We start from the raw sequence: 17,431 nt of genomic DNA, 5'->3' as shown, positions 1-17,431 counted from the left end.
GCCTTCCCAGGAGGGGAACGGAAGTATATCCACCAATAATGTAAATGTAAATCAAAATTAATTCTTTGGCGTTTTCCACATTAAGCATTTTTACATTGAAGAAAATTCTTTCATCATTTCCTGTTCCAGCATCTTCATGAAATAACCACCAACCACCGAACGGGCACGGAAACCTACCGAATTGCCGTTTGTTGTTTCATGCCAGTCACTTAAAGGCATACGTGTCGTCGTTTCATTCGCATATTTATATACCGGATCAAGCAGGCTGTTAAAATCGTTTATATTGTTTGTCAGACAAGCACTCCATAGAATCCAGTCAGACTTTGTATATGTTTTACGGCTATCGAGCGGCAAACCATAATCATTTTGCTTTGTTAAATAATATGCCATCTCCGTAGTTGCTACCTCTTTGGGGAAAATATCCATGCCAAACATTTTATCCCACACCAGATTATATTTTTGGCTCCATGTTCCGGGTTGATCAAATGTCAGTCTGTAATGATCGCCATCGTTAGCCATATCAACCCATTTTCCGGCCATCTCTCTGGCGGCATTTATATATTTATCCGCTACCTCTTTTTCTCCCAGCATTTCAGCCAGCTTACCATAACCGGCAATACCCATAATAGCTTTGATGGATAAATTAGTATTGTGAGCAAAATGTCCGGCAAAGTCATCCGTACACAACTGGTTCTCCGGATCCAATCCTTCTTTTAGCAGATAATTAACCCACACAGTCAATACCTCCCAATGTTTTTTCGCATACTCGGCATCACCTTCCCGTTGAGCTATTGCAGTAGTAAGGATAAGTACATTACCACATTCTTCCACCGGCATATCGCCGCCATAAGTCTGACCGTTAGCCAAAGGATAAGTACCTACATCATGGGCAGCAAACGGTTTATTCCATTGTCCGCTTTCACTGTAATAGAAAATAGGGTTCAACATTCCTTTCAGCAATTCCGGATTATAAAGCAAGAATAAAGGTGCGGAAGGATAGGTTATGTCAACTGTTCCTATAGACCCGTTACTAAAATTTTCTTTTGAGAAGAATAACAAATTACCTTCTTTATCTTCAACCAACTTATGAGCTGCTACCGCCTGGCGATAAGCCAATGCGCACAACTCGGCATATTTCTTTCCTCCGGCCTTTTCCGCATCATTCATCATCCGGATATCAAATTGTTCACAACGCTGCATAACAGAGGCATAAGTTTTAACAGCCTTTTCAAAAACGTCGTAGATATCAAACTTTCCGTTATGCTTCCAATAGGCCATCCGGTTATCTTTAAAATACTGGATGGAGTATAAATCGTCATAACCCAGCATAATATATCCGCTTACCGGCGATTGCACATTTCCCAAATCACGAGTATAAACCAATGCATTCATTGTTTCGCTCTCTGGCGTTACATCCGGGTTAAATGCCTTCACTGCGAATTTACCGACCGAAATAAAGTCCTTCTTCATTTTATGATAATCGCCTATGCCCATCTCCACATTTCCGGCATTATCAGGAGTTGCCAAATAAAAATATCCCCAGTCTATACGCACATCGTCTCCTTTCTTTGCCAATACAGACTGTTCCAATGTTCCGGTTTTCAAATAAGTTATCCCGTTTCTCTCTTCTTTTTCATAAGAAACCGGCTGTCCTTCATTATCAATAGCCCAATGGGGAGTAGCTTCCATATAAACCTGTACATCATGTTCTTTTCCGTCTAACGACTGCACCTGATAAGAAATATAATTAACCGGAGTACTCATTAAATCCAAATCATCCAATAATAATGGGGAGGTAAATATCATATCCAACTGTACAGGGCCGCATTCAAACGTATAATATGTTTGGGTGGGCAATACATTTGCCGATTTCTGAACGGCAACCAAATCAAAATTACTCCCTTTATCTTCCTTCTTATAGAGTCCGAAATCAACATAAGCACCGCCTACTGTATTATGGCAATGAGCGGCAATTGTATTTTTCCCGGATTTTAAGGTGGCAACAACCTTAGCCGGCAGTTCAACCAATACATTATTCTTCCAGGTATTTCCGGTATTTACAACTTCAATACCATTTACGTAAAGTTCAAAAACGTCGTCGTGCGAATATTCCAGAATAATAGTCTGTGCACTATAATTATCATCCGGCAAATCGAAACTTCGTCTAACCCAAATATCCGAACTTTCCCACGGAGTAGATAAGTTGGACATCTCGGATGTTCCGAAAGCAGCTTTTCCGGCCTTCCACGACGCATCGTTAAAATCTTTGGACAACCATCCGGAAGCAGGTTCTTTTTCCGTATATAAAGCATCCCATTTTTCCCGGATAGCAGTAGGCAGTATGGTTTTAAGCGCCACATCTTCTTTACCCATAAAACGGTAAGCCTTACCATCTACGCGAATAGCGCCTATTAAAGGGAATTTCTTTCCGGTCCAATGACGCACAGGATCATCATATAAATTATTGGTAAATGACCAGGCGCTTGTATAAGGATCTATTGTAATCAGAGGATAAGCCGGCGCACGTAAATCATTCTTTTTCCCAGCCTGAAAATTCACGCCGGAACCGGAACAACCAACGAGTTGCAGTATAAATAAAAGAAAAAATAAACTGTAATGTTTCTTCATGATATTATAAAGTCTCTATTTATTCAAAGCCCGACTATCTTACGACTGCAAAAGAACAGGAATATATATTTCAGGGCTTTCAGAAATCAATCAAAAACTTTCAAACATCATTCATTTATTGTAGATTTGCCACTGAAAGCATCTATTTAGCAATTATTTTATGAGATCATTCATTTTTGCTATTATAAGTATATTCTGCGCTTTCTGTTATCAAAACAGTACAGCCGGCGAACTCTATTTCAAGCATTACAATAACAAACACGGCTTATCCCACAATACCGTTTTCTGTTCGATGCAAGATAGAAAAGGATTCATGTGGTTCGGTACAGACGACGGATTGAATAGATTTGACGGTTATACATTTAAAACGTACCGATATAACTCATGGGTAGAATCGAGCCTTCCCGGAGACAGAATCATTTCCCTCTATGAAGGTGGCGACGGAAAGATATGGATTTGTACCAATCAGGGAACATGTTATTATGATTATAAAACAGACTCATTTTATCCATTACTTTTTCCCGACGGAAAAAACCGGATAGAAAATTTTTCTTCTGTTTTGGAAGATAAAGAAAACAATCTCTGGTGCATAGAATATAACCGGATTGTAAAGTATTCTCCCGAAAACAATACCGTGCAAATTTATCCGGCAGAGAAGTACTTCCATCCGAACGGCATGATTTTATCGGATGAAGGTTTCCCCATTTCCTTCGATAATAATACAATTTATACTTATAAAAATGAAACAGACAGTTTCGATAATATTCCTATTTTAAGTAAAGAAGAGGAAGAACAGGAAATACATATTTCCGTTATTTTCCAGATACCGGAAATAGGAGTTTTATTCGGAACAGATAAGACAGGCCTCAAAATCTATCATTACAAGAACCGGCAGATAGAAACAATCATTCCCGGTATCCAAGTACGCGCCATTACAGCCTTTAATAAAAGCACTTATTGGATAGCTTCCGAATCCGGCGTTTATATTTATAATATAATAGATAAACAAATTCGCCATCTGCAGAAGTCACTAACCAACGAATATACTATAGCCGACAATGCCGTTTATACATTAACCAAAGACCATGAAGGAGGAATGTGGGTCGGCACGTTTTTCGGAGGGATCAGTTATCTGCCTAAAGAATATACCGGATTTAAATATTTCATAGGAGGAAAAACGCATCCCGGCATGCTGGGCAATGCAGTCCGTGAGATATGTCCCGATCAGTATGGACATTTATGGCTTGGGACAGAAGATAACGGAATCAACTGTTATAACCCCCAAACCGAAGAAATGACAAATTATTCACTCAATAATTCACTCCATCCCTTGTCTGCCACAAATATTCACGGATTAATGGCTGATGGCGACCGGCTTTGGGTAGGAACATTCAATAACGGTATTGATGTGCTCGATATTCCTTCCGGTAAAATAATTAAACGTTATACGAGGGCTAACACGCACCAGAACCTTATCAATGATTTTGTTCTATGTTTCTGTAAAACAGGAAACGACGATATACTTATCGGTACATCTTCGGGAACTGTTCTATATAATAAAACGAATGACAGCTTCCGTCCGTGGAAAAACATTCATACTTTAACACGTCAGATTTACGAAGACAAGAAAGGCCGAATCTGGATTATAACCATCAATGGTGTATATCGTTATCTTCCTGAAGAAGATAAAATAGACTATTACACCTCCGGTAAAACACAGGGGTTAGGCAGTAATAATACTAATTCCGTGTTTGAAGACAGTAAAGGACGGATATGGATAACGACCAGTCACGGATTCTCCAAATACGATGAAACGACAGACTCATTCAACCGGATCACAGCAGAAAACGGATTGCCCAGCAATATTATTTATCGGATAATAGAAGATGATGACCATTTCTTCTGGATTTCCACTGCCAACGGATTAGTTAAATTCAATCCGGAAACCTACGTAATGCGCACATATACTTATACGGACGGCTTACATGAAATGCAATTCAATTTCAGTTCATCCTACAAATCGCTGGATGGCATGATTTATATGGGAACAATTAATGGAATGCTGGCATTCAATCCCAAACTTTTCAGAGAAGATTCATATACTCCGCCTGTTTATATCACAAACATTCATATTCCTGCCTACAAAAAAGATAAACAAGGGGTAAAAACATCACCTATAGAGAGCTCATACCAGCTTAAATTACCGTATAATATCTCCACTTTCACATTGTCATATATAGCATTAAGTTTCACTTCTCCGGAAGCCATAAAATATGCTTATAAATTAGAAGGAACTGAAGGAGACTGGATTTACATGAACCAAAACAGAGAAGTGACATTTGCCAATTTATCACCGGGAAGTTATTTGTTCAAGGTAAAATCAACAAACAGCAGCGGAGTTTGGCAAGATAATGAACAAACGTTACAAATCATAATCACACCTCCTTTTTGGGCAACCGGCTGGGCTATGATTATTTATGTAATCACATTAATAATTTGCATTGCCATTTTCTATTACTATAAAAAAGCAAAACTGATAGAAAAGCATCGCATTAATCAGGAAATATTCGAAAACAAAAAAGAGAAAGAGCTTTACAACGCCAAAATACAGTTCTTTACTTTTATTACACACGAAATACGTACCCCGTTAACATTAATAAAAGCCCCGCTGGAAAAGATTCTAAAGTCCGGAGACGGTACAGCATCCACCAAAGAAAATCTGAAAATTATTGAAAAGAACACCCAGAGATTGCTCGATCTGAGTAATCAGTTGCTGGATTTCCGTAAAACGGAAAGTAAAGGATTCCGGCTTAATTATGTTCGGACAGATGTAAAATTATGGATAGAAACTATTCTCCAGCCATTTGAATCTATCCTTGAAACAGAGCATAAAGAGTTCACGATCACCACTCCGGAATACCATCTTACAGCCTATATAGACAGAGAAGCATTTTCTAAAATCATTAGCAATTTAATGACCAATGCTATCAAATATTCCGAAAAGAAAATTTATTTGAACCTTGCCGTATCCGAAAGTGAAAAGTCTTGTTTCACAGTAACTATTACGAACGACGGATATCTTATCCCTCAAGAGGAAAAGGAAAACATCTTCACTCCTTTCTACCGTATAAAAGAAACTGAGAATAAACAGGGAAGCGGCATTGGGCTATCACTGGCCCGTACATTAGCCGAGTTCCACAGCGGAACATTGATTTACCGCCATTCTCCGGATGGTTTAAATCAATTCGTCCTGACTCTGCCGATGGAACAAAAAGACTGTTATATGATGGTATCCGGGGAATTGCAGGAGACAACGGTTGCAGAAACAATAGCTATGCCGAAAACAGGAAAACCAACCGTACTTATTGTCGAAGACCAAACAGACATGCGGCAATTCATCGCACAGGAACTTTCCGGCGATTACCAAGTATTGGAAGCCGATAATGGAGAAACGGCATTCGACCAACTGAAAAACAACACAGTCAATCTGATTATAAGTGATGTAATGATGCCGGTCATGGACGGATTTGAATTGTGCAATAAAGTAAAGAACGACGTTAACTATAGTCATATTCCATTTATTTTATTGACAGCACAGCATAATCTGCAATCCCGTTTGGAAGGATTGAACAAAGGGGCCGATGCCTATATGGAAAAACCATTCTCCATTGAATTGCTGGTTGCACAAATACAAAATCTGCTAAAGAACCGGGAAATACTGAATAAAACATATCTGGAAAAGCCGTTGACACCAACCTCTTCCCTTGCAATATCACCGGTTGATGATATTTTCCTCAACAAATTCAACACTTGCCTGGACAAACACATCACGAATGAAGCCTTGAATGTAGAAATGCTGGCTTCCGAAATGGGAATGAGTACGTCCAGCCTATATAGAAAAGTAAAAGGGCTTTCCGGTTTATCTCCGGTCGATTTCATCAAGATAGCCCGTTTGAAGAAAGCCATTTTGTTAATGCAAAGTGGAGAAACCCGAATCAATGAAATAGCGTTTCAGGTAGGATTCTCTTCTCCGGCATACTTCTCAACCTGTTTTCAGAAACAATACGGAAAGTCTCCTTCCGAATTTATGAAAAATATAGAATCATCGGGATCTTTTCCAATAATACAGTTATAACCAATGAAACAAAAAATGCAGAAATTCTTCCGGATGGAAATTATAAAAGAATATTTTGGGTAAACTTATCAGGGGCAATTTGTTTATATAATATAATGACGTACATTTGCATCATAATTATATAAATCTGTTTCCCTATGAAAACGCAATTATACATAAATGGTCTTTTCATTCTTTTTTTTATGGGATTGATTACGACCAGTTGCAACACCGGTACTAAAAAAGTGACAGAAAATAATATAAAATTCGATTCTATTCACGTAGAAAAGACATACCACATGCTGGAAAGCCCGGATAATCCGAACTGCAACCTGCAAATAGAATTTATTTATCCGGTAAAATATACAAACAAAGATATATTACAAAAAATACAACAGCAATTTGTTGTTTCCTATTTCGGCGACACTTATGAAAAAGACACTCCGCAAGAAGCCGCAGAACATTATACCCAGGACTATTTAAAGGCATACAAAGAATTGGAAAGCGACTTTAAAGAAGAGCTTAAAAAAGATAAAGACCAGCCGGTAGGAGCTTGGTTCTCCTACTATGAAATGTCGTCAAATGACATCGTTTATAATGAAAACGATATACTTAGTTATACCGTTAATATGGAGAATTATACCGGTGGAGCGCATGGCGCGCATTCTCATATGAATCATGTATTGAACCTCAAGAACGGAGAACCTATTACAGAAGAAGATATATTTATTGAAAATTTCCAGGATAATTTAAGTCAGATTCTTGTAGACCAGATTACTGAACAAAACAAAATGGAGAATCCGAAAGAACTGGAAAATGCAGGATTTTTCAGCATTGATGAAATATTCCCTAACGGCAATTTTCTTGTTGACTCTACAGGTATCACATATACATTTAATGAATATGAAATAGCAGCTTACGTTGTAGGTGTCATCAACGTACATCTTTCATTTGATAAAATTAAACACTTACTTAAGCAAGAAAGTCCTATCAGCCCTTTAATCGGTAATTAATTACAGATTAGAATCGTGACAAACAGAATATGGAACAAGATAACAACATGACTAATTTTCAGGAAATTGTCAATACCCAATTGTCAATTCTCGAATCATACTTTCCGGACTTGAGCGAAAAACAAAAAGCGCAGTTTACTGCCTTGTATGCCCTGTACGCGGACTGGAACTCAAAAATAAATGTCATATCCCGGAAAGATATAGATAATCTGTATCTGCACCATGTACTTCATTCACTTGGTATCGTGAAGATGATAAAATTCAAAGAAGGCTCATCTGTCATGGATTTGGGAACCGGAGGCGGTTTTCCGGGAATCCCTTTGGCTATATTCTTCCCCGAAGTACAATTTCACCTGGTGGATAGCATCGGTAAAAAGATAAAAGTAGGACAAGCGGTTGCGGAAGGCATAGGACTTACCAATGTAACTTTTCGCCATTGCCGGGGAGAAGAAGAAAAGCAAGTATTCGACTTCGTTGTGAGCCGTGCCGTAATGCCTTTATCCGATTTGGTAAAAATTGTACGCAAAAATATCCGGAGAGAACAAACAAACGCATTGCCTAATGGACTGATCTGCCTGAAAGGCGGAGAATTACAACACGAAATATTGCCTTTTCGCAAACAGGCAATAAGCATCGACCTGAAAGATTATTTTAAAGAAGAATTTTTTGAAACTAAAAAAACGGTATACGTTCCCCTATGATTACAATAAAATCTTTTGAAGTAAATTACTTTTCCGAGAATACGTATCTTCTGTACGATGAAACACTTGAAGCCGTACTTATTGATTGCGGTTGTATGCGTAAAGAAGAAGAAAAAGAGTTAAGTGATTTCGTTGCACAAAACAATCTGGCAATAAAACGTTATTTGTGTACTCATTTACATTTAGACCATATATTCGGAAATTCTTTTGTATATAAAACATACGGTTTGAAACCGGAAGCACACAAAGCAGACGTGGAAGGACTGCCTTCTCCCAACGAGCAAGCACGTCTGTTTGGTATCCCTACCCGCATCGATGAAATTCAGGTAGAGAAATATCTGGTAGGAGGACAAACCATTGCATTCGGAAACTCCGAACTGCAGGTGTTATCCGTTCCGGGACATTCTCCGGGCAGTGTAGCTTTCTATAATAAAAAGAATGGCTTCGTGGTCATAGGCGACGCCTTGTTTGCCGGAAGTATCGGGCGAACAGACCTCTGGGGAGGGAATCAGGAAATACTGGTTGCCGCCATAAAAGACAAATTACTATCACTGCCGGATGAAACAATCGTTTACAGCGGACATGGTACGGACACCACCATTATCGAAGAAAAATTAAATAATCCTTATTTATAACAGGAGTCACAAACTACATAAAACTACTAAATTACTATGGACACAAACAAGTTTGTAAACCGCCACGTAGGTATCGCTGCAGAAGATATACCTTCTATGCTACAGGCTATTGGTGTAAACTCTTTAGACGAACTGATCGACCAGACAATTCCGGCCAATATCCGCCTGAAAGCTCCTCTAAATCTTCCGGAAGCTATGACCGAACGCGAATTTGCCGAACACATTTCCGAACTGGCTTCCAAGAACGACGTTTTTACATCCTATATCGGAATGGGCTGGTATGATACGGTTTGCCCCGCTCCCATCCAGCGTAACGTTTTTGAGAATCCGGTTTGGTATACGTCATACACTCCATACCAAGCAGAAGTATCTCAGGGACGTCTGGAAGCTTTGCTGAATTTCCAGACAGTAATCTGTGAATTAACAGGTCTGCCGTTAACCAACTGTTCGTTGCTGGACGAAGCAACCGCGGCAGCCGAAGCAGTAACCATGTTTTACGGTTCACGCAGCCGTACACAGGTAAAGGCAGAGGCAAACACCGTATTTGTAGACGAAAATGTATTTGCTTCCACATTAGCTGTAATACACACCCGTATGATTCCGCAAGGCATCAAGGTAGTTACAGGAGATTATAAGAAATTTGAATTGACGCCGGACGTATTCGGCGCAATCGTACAGTATCCGAATGCAAACGGTTCCATAGAAGATTATAAAGATTTCATTGCCCACGCCAATGCAAACGGTACAAAAGTAGGTGTTGCCGCCGATCTGATGAGCCTTGTATTATTAACACCTCCGGGAGAATGGGGCGCAGATGTTGTATTCGGAAGCAGCCAGCGTTTCGGTATTCCGATGTTCTTCGGAGGTCCGTCCGCCGCTTATTTCGCAACAAAGGACGAATACAAACGCATGATCCCGGGACGTATCATCGGTATCTCCAAAGATGCCTACGGACATCCGGCTTACCGTCTGGCTCTGCAAACCCGCGAACAGCACATCAAGCGTGAGAAAGCAACTTCCAATATCTGTACAGCCCAGGCACTGCTTGCTACAATGGCGGGCTTCTACGCCGTATACCACGGAGCAAAAGGATTAAAAAACATTGCCAACCGCATTCATTCCACTGCCGGATTCCTTGCCGGAGAACTGGAAAAACTAGGTTACAAGCAACTGAATAAAAACTATTTCGACACATTAATGATAGAGCTTCCGGCTAATGTTTCCGTTAATGCGCTACGCGAGATAGCATTGGAATGCAAAGTAAACCTGCGTTACTTTGAGGCCGGACAAGTTGGTATCAGTATAGACGAAACAACACTGCCTACTGACATAGGCGTTCTTCTGTATATCTTCTCCGGAGCAGCCGGTAAAGATTATATGTTGAACGAGTCGATTCCTGAGAAACGCTATTTCGACGATAAGTTTGTTCGTACATCTGAATTTCTCCAACAGGACGTTTTCAAGAAATACCGCACGGAAACCGAGCTGATGCGTTACATCACCCGTTTGGGACGCAAAGACGTATCACTGGCCCAATCCATGATCTCTTTGGGTTCGTGTACAATGAAATTGAATCCGGCATCAACCATGCTCCCGTTGAGCCGTGCCGAATTTATGAATATCCATCCATACGCTCCAGAAGAACAGGTAGAAGGTTACAAAGAACTGATAGAGAACCTTTGCTCTTATCTGGCCGAAATAACCGGACTGAAAGGAGTTACCCTGCAACCCAATTCCGGTGCGGCCGGTGAGTACACAGGTCTGCGTGTAATTCGCGCTTATCTGGAAAGCATCGGTCAGGGACATCGCAACGTTGTTCTGCTGCCTGCTTCGGCACACGGAACAAACCCGGCCAGCGCTATTCAATGCGGTTTCACAACTGTAACCGTGAAGTGCGACGAAAACGGGAATATCGACCTGGAAGATTTTCGTGCCAAAGCGGAAGAGAATAAAGAGAATCTTGCCGCCAGCATGATTACTTACCCATCCACACACGGAATATTTGAGGTGGACATCAAAGAAATGTGCGACATCGTTCACGCATGCGGAGGACAGCTTTACATGGACGGCGCCAATATGAACGCACAAGTAGGCCTGACTAATCCGGGAACTATCGGCGCAGACGTTTGCCATCTGAACCTGCACAAGACCTTCTCATCTCCTCACGGCGGTGGCGGTCCGGGCGTAGGTCCTATCTGCGTGGCAGAGCATTTGATTCCATTCCTGCCTCAACATCCCGTTCTTTGGGGAAGCGACCTGAATACAGTATCCGCTGCTCCTTACGGAAGTGCCGGAATACTGCCGATCACATACGGCTACATACGCATGCTGGGAACGGAAGGACTAACTACTGCAACAAAAACAGCCATACTGAATGCGAACTACCTGGCATCAAAATTCAAAGATACCTACGGCATCGTTTATACCGGAGCAACCGGACGCGTAGGTCATGAATTGATTCTGGAATGCCGCACGGTAAAAGAACGTTCAGGCATCGACGAAGGCGACATCGCTAAACGCCTGATGGACTTTGGCTATCACGCCCCTACTCTGTCATTCCCCGTACACGGTACGTTGATGATAGAACCGACCGAAAGCGAAAGCAAAGCTGAATTGGATCGTTTTGCCGAAGTAATGGATTGCATCTGGAAAGAAATCAAAGAAGTGGAAGAAGGCAAAGCGTCAAAAGAAGACAACGTATTAAAGAATGCACCGCATCCGGAATACGAAGTGACTGCCGACGAATGGAAGCACGAATACCCACGCAGCAAAGCCGCCTTCCCACTCGATTGGTTACACGACGGTAAGTTCTGGATCAACGTAGCCCGCGTAGATAATGCGTATGGCGACCGTAACCTAATTCCGACACTTTGCGCTTGCGAAATCTAATTTATAACATTATATTTGCAACAAATGAGAAAGGAAATAGGCAAATGGCTGATGGACGTAGCGAAGTATGTAGCTACCGCCGTATTGATCTCTTCTTTTTTAGGAGAGTTTGACGACAAATGGATCATGTACGTAGTTGGTCTAGTCACTGTAGCTTTATGTTTCTCTGTCGGCCTATATTATATTAAAGACAGATAAGAAAGGAGGATAAAATGGGAGCAATTATCATGATGTCTTTTTTATGCGCAATAGCAATAGGCGCATATATTTTCGCTATTACTCCAGAAGGTAAAAAATGGATGAAAGAGAATTAAAAAGTAACATGTAGTACCAAAGGCTATCTGGATATTTATATTTTAGATAGCCTTTTTTTATAAACAACAAATCATATCTAAAATGAAAACACTTCTTTTCGCTCTTGCAGCCGTTGCCATGACAGCCTGCAGCAAAGCACCGGAGAAAACGGTAAAAGTCTACGCCTGGCAAGGTGAGGGACAAAATGCAACCGAACAGACCATTCAGGAAGACTTTAGCAAGTGGCACTCCCACGGCGTAGACGGAATGTGCTACAACGTAGGCTACGACCTTGAAAAGATACAGCGCGCCGCCAAGATCGCTAAGGCCAACGGTATGGAATACCATGCCTGGATACCCACGATGCTGAAAGGCGATGCCGATTCTTCGTGGTATGCCGTGAACCGCAAAGGCGAATCGGCTTACAACGTGCAGGCCTATGTGCCGTACTACAAGTTCATGTGTCCCAACAATGAGGATGTAATAAACTACCTTGTTCAGGAATACAGCAGTGTGGCCGACATCCCCGAAGTAGACTATATCCACCTGGACTACATCCGCTACGTAGACGTGATTCTGGCCAAAGGCCTATGGGAAAAATACGGACTGGTAATGAACGAAGAATATCCTACGGCAGACTACTGTTACTGCCCTAAATGCGTAGCCGACTTCAAAGCTGCCACAGGTATCGACATCCTAGCCATAGAAGACCCGTCCAAATGTCCGGAATGGGCACAATTCCGCTGTGATGTAATCACTAATCTGGTGGGCAAAATAGCCGATGCCGTCCATGCCAAAGGTAAGAAGGTGAGCGCTGCCGTATTCCCCGGCCCGGATTCACACGCCAAATGGATGGTACGTCAGGAGTGGGACAAATGGAATCTGGATGCCGTATTCCCGATGAACTATAACGATTTCTATCTGGAACCTGCCTCCTGGCTCGCTCCCATCGTAAAGGAAGAGGTAGAAACGGTTGGCGGTAAATTCCCGGTATACAGTGGCCTGTTTATCTGTCACGACTGGCAAAACAAAGCGAACATCAAGGATCCGGAAGGTCACGGCCTGCTCCCGTCTGAAATGGAAGAAGCCGTACGCGGCTCGATGGAGAACGGTGCAGCAGGAATCGCCCTCTTTACGCCTAACAGCATGACCAACGAGCACTGGAAAGCTCTAGATAAGGCTATCCATCAACCATACATAGTGAAGAAGTAAACGTAAACAGTAGTATTATAAAGTTTCAAAAGTTTTTGAAACGACAAAGCCTTGCTCTGGCAGAATCACCAGAGCAAGGCTTTATTACATTGCAATTATCCATATTATCAGATTTTGTTATCAAGTAGACCAAGGAACATCCTTCCTCTCTCTGTCAATTGAAATTTTTGGGCAGGATGATTCGGCTTATCAGGAATAGTTCTCTCAATCAGGCAATCTGTAATAAGTTTTTGAACAATTTTATTAAGTTGCCCCGATACTTTCTTTTGTCCCAATGCAATAGAAATGCTTTGTCTTGACAAAGTATTATGCACCAAACAGCGTAACACCTCCGAATACAGAGTTGACTTTAATAGCTCTTGCCGTATGCTATCAGTCCGTTCTTGCTTTTCAAGATAATCCAATTTCACAAACTGTATTTGAAAAGATAAACCAACTTCCTTCCAGCGAAGTTCGATATTCGGATATTCTTTCAATTCACTGGCTATCAATTTCAAGCCATTCCCCAATTGATCTATGATGCCAAGCCGTTTAAAGACAGGAGCTATTATTTTATTACGAGCGTCACTTTGGCGACTTTCCATAGCTGTATAGTCTATCGAAGGCAATAGGAGACCTGGGCTCGTAATCTCTATCATATCATCATATACAGCGACTTTTACATCTTTTCCTGTGAGTGAATAATCTCTATGTACCACAGCATTACGAATTGCTTCTCGAATAGCTTTAACGGGATATTCCCATCTCTGAACCGTATAAACGCCTTCTACTGTTGCACCTTGGTTTATATGACGAAGAATAAAGTTATAAGCATCTTCTGCTTGAATAGAGATATTGGCTGTAATACTCTTCTGATCGATAAACACCTCAGAACTAACACCTTTGAATCGAGCACACTCTATTTTTGCATAGTGGAACATAGAGTTTCGTAATGGGTCGTCCGAAAACAAAATCAATGCATTAGTTGGATATTCCACACCTTGCACCTCTTTGATAAGTTCAAATTTTCGTAATACCTGAACGGTTAGTTCTTCCCCAGCCTTCTCCTTAAATATTCTTTTGAAACTATCTATATTCAGTTCTGTCAACGTTTTTTCAGGAATAATTTCGCTGTCGAAAGAGATATTTCGTTTTCTACGCTCTAATTCAGCAATAATCGTCTCGTCAGCAAGCCGATTCGTAGAACCCACTCGAATGTATGTACCCTGCAATTTACCTTTCTCTTTTAGATAATACGGCGGTGTGCTCCCTCTGAAAATTGTTACTTGAATCAAACGCTTATCATTTTCGCTAATAAACTTTATTTCCGGCAAAATAGCTGGATAACAACGATCGAAAATTGTATTACTGATTTTTTCTTCCATTGCTATCAACTTATCCTCATCAAGCCCAATTACCGAACGCGGAATATCATTAACACCAATATACAGTTCTCCTCCGGCATCATTCGCAAATGCTACTATGGTCTTTGCAAGATCAGAGTTTTCAGGCAATTCAGCCTTAAATTCCAATCGACGACCTTCGGGCTGGCTCAATACTTCTTTTATAGTCATATATTTCACTTATGTTCCTGTTACTCACACGTAGTACCTTATATTATAAAAGAGTCATAAACAGTTATTATTGGTAATTAACCCCTATATGCAAAGGTACGAAAAAATATACAGCAAAAAACTTTGAGAAATAATTCTTTATTGTACCTTTGTCATATAATAATAGTACAATATTTGTATAATACAAAAACAGGGCTATATGATTAAGTTTTTATTAGATTATTCCAGTGGTGTACCGGTATACCGTCAGATTATCGATCAAATCAGATTTGGCATAGCATCAGGTCAACTTAAACTAGGCGAGCAATTACCTACGGTAAGGGCATTAGCCGTAGAGTTAAAAGTAAACCTAAACACAGTATCCAAAGCATACAAAGAACTTGAAATTAAAAATATTCTGGAAACCCAACAAGGTTCCGGAACGTTTATCAACACTACAGAACAAGTCGTATTGAAAAAGGAACGGGAAGATAAACTAAAGGAAATCAGTCTGCATTTCTCTTCCGTTGCATTCAGTTACGGTTTCAATCTAGACGAAATTATATGCGAATTAAAAAACATAAAACAAACCTCTAATACATAATCATTATGACAACAAATGCAATCAACAAAGGATGGTTGAATCCCATCTCCATTACCACATTACTGATACTTATCGGAGTTTCGGTAGTCTTATATGTTTTGCAAATAATCAATATCGTAGGGCTGGCATTCTTAATCCTCTTTTCCGGATTATTGGCTTCCTCAATTCGTATTTCCGACCAATGGGAACGGGCTGTAGTATTACGTATGGGAAAATACAAAGGGTTAAAAGGTCCAGGTCCTTTTATGATTATCCCTATTATTGATAGTGTGCCTACTTATATTGACCAGCGGGTGCGGGTAAGCGCTTTCAAGGCCGAGCAGACCCTTACCAAAGATACGGTACCGGTAAATGTGGATGCGGTTGTATACTGGACTGTTTGGGATGTCGAAAAAGCCGCCTTGGAGGTGCAGGAATATCAAAAAGCCATCGAGCACATTACTCAGACAGGTTTAAGAGATACAATCGGTAAACACGAATTATCGGCACTCTTACAGGAACGCGACAAAATTGCCGAAGATTTGCAACAAGTATTAGACAGAAATACCAGTCCCTGGGGTATTACTTGCCAGACTGTTGGTATCAAGGATATTGCTATCCCTAAGGATTTGGCCGACGCTATGAGCAAAGAGGCACAAGCCGAGCGCGAAAGACGGGCACGTGTTATTTTAGGGACGGCTGAAACAGAGATTGCCGAAAAATTTGAACTGGCCAGTAAAAAGTATACCGATAATCCGGTCGCATTACACCTCAGGGGTATGAATATGTTATTCGAAGGCCTTAAAGAAAAAGGCTCTATGGTCATCGTTCCCAGTTCAGCATTGGATACCATGAATCTGGGTGCTATGGGAGGATTAGTGTCACTAGCAAAAAACAATGAAGCAAATCATCCATGAACATGCAAAAACAAGGAATTCTTTTTATACTTCTGCTCCTCATTTGTACCGGTTGTTCGCAAAAACAGTCATTGAATTGGATTTCGTTCAATTGGGAAGGCGATACGATTTCTGGAAGATATATTGAAAAAGCATTTATATATGTCCCGGTAAAAATTGAGAACCTGCCCTGCGATTTTACTATGCAGTTGGATTTAGGAACAGACCAGACACTCTTTTATGGAAATTCCATAGAACCCTATCTTGAAGAATTTACTTCTTTAGCGGATAAATACGAAATCCCAATGTTTAACGATATAACCCTGCAAATGGGCTCTGTTAAGTTTACAGGTATTGATATTGGATACTATAATAATTTTGGAGAAAAGATTCCCAAGGATTCGCTTCTTTCAGAAACCCCAAAACATATTGGAACAATTGCGTCTGATATATTCCGCGGTAAAGTGCTAGTGATCGATTATAAATCAGGCAGATTTGCCGTTTCAGACAGTCTGCCTGCCGAATATGAGGATTTGCCGGCAGAGAAATTTGAATTGAAAGATGGTATAATGATCCTTCCGTTCCATATCGATAATAAACCATGTAAATTGATGTTCGATACCGGTTCAAGTCCTTTTCGGTTGATAACGTCAAAGGAGCGGGCTTTGGGCATCTCCAACTCACAGATCACCGACTCCCTTAGCGGTCCTTTATGGTGGGGACAAGAAATCACTTTTTATGGGCTTGAAATAAACAAACCCATAGCATTCGGAGGAAAAGTTCTTAAAAGCGCAAAGGTTTACTATGATAAAGAGGGACTTTGGGATGGAATATATAATTCTTACAATATATGGGGAATAACCGGAAATGCTTATTTTTTCGATAACACGGTAATTATTGATTACAAAAACAAACTATTTCGCGTAAAGTAATA

General features: G+C 40.7%; 12 protein-coding genes. 10 read left to right on the top strand and 2 right to left on the bottom strand.

The features are described 5' to 3' along the window. Positions 1-90 precede the first annotated feature (90 nt). Positions 91-2,628, bottom strand: coding sequence for a glutaminase domain-containing protein (locus C1721_RS09940; RefSeq protein WP_102408196.1), 2,538 nt, complete (start codon positions 2,626-2,628; stop codon positions 91-93). A gap of 160 nt (positions 2,629-2,788) precedes the next feature. On the opposite strand from C1721_RS09940, the gene C1721_RS09935 reads away from it, so the two are divergent. The 7 genes from C1721_RS09935 (at position 2,789) to C1721_RS09910 (ending at position 13,486) form a co-directional block, all read left to right on the top strand. Then, the gene (locus C1721_RS09935; protein ID WP_102408195.1) at positions 2,789-6,763 is read left to right on the top strand and encodes a hybrid sensor histidine kinase/response regulator transcription factor; all 3,975 of its coding nucleotides are present in this window, start codon (positions 2,789-2,791) and stop codon (positions 6,761-6,763) included. A gap of 137 nt (positions 6,764-6,900) precedes the next feature. Then, positions 6,901-7,755, top strand: a complete 855-nt coding sequence (locus C1721_RS09930) for a DUF3298 and DUF4163 domain-containing protein (protein WP_102408194.1) — start codon at positions 6,901-6,903, stop codon at positions 7,753-7,755. 47 nt (positions 7,756-7,802) lie between these two features. Beyond that, positions 7,803-8,456: a 16S rRNA (guanine(527)-N(7))-methyltransferase RsmG gene (gene rsmG / locus C1721_RS09925; RefSeq protein ID WP_420872732.1), complete on the top strand. Its 654-nt coding sequence runs from the start codon at positions 7,803-7,805 to the stop codon at positions 8,454-8,456. Continuing rightward, on the top strand, positions 8,453-9,091 hold the full coding sequence (locus C1721_RS09920) for an MBL fold metallo-hydrolase (RefSeq protein WP_102408192.1): 639 nt from the start codon (positions 8,453-8,455) through the stop codon (positions 9,089-9,091). Before rsmG ends, C1721_RS09920 begins: the two co-directional genes overlap by 4 nt. 36 nt (positions 9,092-9,127) lie before the next feature. After that, a complete protein-coding gene (gene gcvP / locus C1721_RS09915; RefSeq protein ID WP_102408191.1) occupies positions 9,128-11,980 on the top strand; it encodes an aminomethyl-transferring glycine dehydrogenase in 2,853 nt (950 codons plus the stop codon). A 24-nt stretch (positions 11,981-12,004) separates the two neighbouring features. After that, positions 12,005-12,178 carry a DUF6722 family protein gene (locus C1721_RS16115; RefSeq protein ID WP_159063573.1) on the top strand — a complete coding sequence of 58 codons (174 nt, stop codon included), beginning with the start codon at positions 12,005-12,007 and terminating at the stop codon, positions 12,176-12,178. Positions 12,179-12,376: 198 nt separating this feature from the next. Next, complete coding sequence (locus tag C1721_RS09910) at positions 12,377-13,486, top strand: glycoside hydrolase family protein (protein WP_102408190.1); 1,110 nt, start codon at positions 12,377-12,379, stop codon at positions 13,484-13,486. A gap of 107 nt (positions 13,487-13,593) precedes the next feature. Here C1721_RS09910 and C1721_RS09905 read toward each other — a convergent pair whose 3' ends face one another. Continuing rightward, positions 13,594-15,039, bottom strand: a complete 1,446-nt coding sequence (locus C1721_RS09905; protein WP_102408189.1) for an RNA-binding domain-containing protein — start codon at positions 15,037-15,039, stop codon at positions 13,594-13,596. Between the two features lie 199 nt (positions 15,040-15,238). On the opposite strand from C1721_RS09905, the gene C1721_RS09900 reads away from it, so the two are divergent. Genes C1721_RS09900 through C1721_RS09890 form a run of 3 tightly spaced genes read left to right on the top strand, consistent with a single transcriptional unit; the run spans position 15,239 to position 17,429 of the window. After that, positions 15,239-15,622: a GntR family transcriptional regulator gene (locus C1721_RS09900; RefSeq protein WP_102408188.1), complete on the top strand. Its 384-nt coding sequence runs from the start codon at positions 15,239-15,241 to the stop codon at positions 15,620-15,622. A gap of 5 nt (positions 15,623-15,627) precedes the next feature. Further along, positions 15,628-16,518, top strand: a complete 891-nt coding sequence (locus C1721_RS09895; protein WP_102408187.1) for a slipin family protein — start codon at positions 15,628-15,630, stop codon at positions 16,516-16,518. Positions 16,519-16,520: 2 nt separating this feature from the next. Beyond that, positions 16,521-17,429, top strand: coding sequence for a hypothetical protein (locus C1721_RS09890; RefSeq protein ID WP_234347404.1), 909 nt, complete (start codon positions 16,521-16,523; stop codon positions 17,427-17,429). Positions 17,430-17,431 lie beyond the last annotated feature (2 nt).

It is taken from the genome of Parabacteroides bouchesdurhonensis (assembly GCF_900186615.1).
GTDB lineage: Bacteria > Bacteroidota > Bacteroidia > Bacteroidales > Tannerellaceae > Parabacteroides > Parabacteroides bouchesdurhonensis.
This window is presented reverse-complemented; position numbering and strand designations above follow the sequence as displayed.

Coding starts and splice junctions, on each gene's coding strand:
- C1721_RS09940 (WP_102408196.1), bottom strand. CDS start 2,628: ATGAAGAAACATTACAGTTTATTTTTTCTTTTATTTATACTGCAACTC.
- C1721_RS09935 (WP_102408195.1), top strand. CDS start 2,789: ATGAGATCATTCATTTTTGCTATTATAAGTATATTCTGCGCTTTCTGT.
- C1721_RS09930 (WP_102408194.1), top strand. CDS start 6,901: ATGAAAACGCAATTATACATAAATGGTCTTTTCATTCTTTTTTTTATG.
- rsmG (WP_420872732.1), top strand. CDS start 7,803: ATGACTAATTTTCAGGAAATTGTCAATACCCAATTGTCAATTCTCGAA.
- C1721_RS09920 (WP_102408192.1), top strand. CDS start 8,453: ATGATTACAATAAAATCTTTTGAAGTAAATTACTTTTCCGAGAATACG.
- gcvP (WP_102408191.1), top strand. CDS start 9,128: ATGGACACAAACAAGTTTGTAAACCGCCACGTAGGTATCGCTGCAGAA.
- C1721_RS16115 (WP_159063573.1), top strand. CDS start 12,005: ATGAGAAAGGAAATAGGCAAATGGCTGATGGACGTAGCGAAGTATGTA.
- C1721_RS09910 (WP_102408190.1), top strand. CDS start 12,377: ATGAAAACACTTCTTTTCGCTCTTGCAGCCGTTGCCATGACAGCCTGC.
- C1721_RS09905 (WP_102408189.1), bottom strand. CDS start 15,039: ATGACTATAAAAGAAGTATTGAGCCAGCCCGAAGGTCGTCGATTGGAA.
- C1721_RS09900 (WP_102408188.1), top strand. CDS start 15,239: ATGATTAAGTTTTTATTAGATTATTCCAGTGGTGTACCGGTATACCGT.
- C1721_RS09895 (WP_102408187.1), top strand. CDS start 15,628: ATGACAACAAATGCAATCAACAAAGGATGGTTGAATCCCATCTCCATT.
- C1721_RS09890 (WP_234347404.1), top strand. CDS start 16,521: ATGCAAAAACAAGGAATTCTTTTTATACTTCTGCTCCTCATTTGTACC.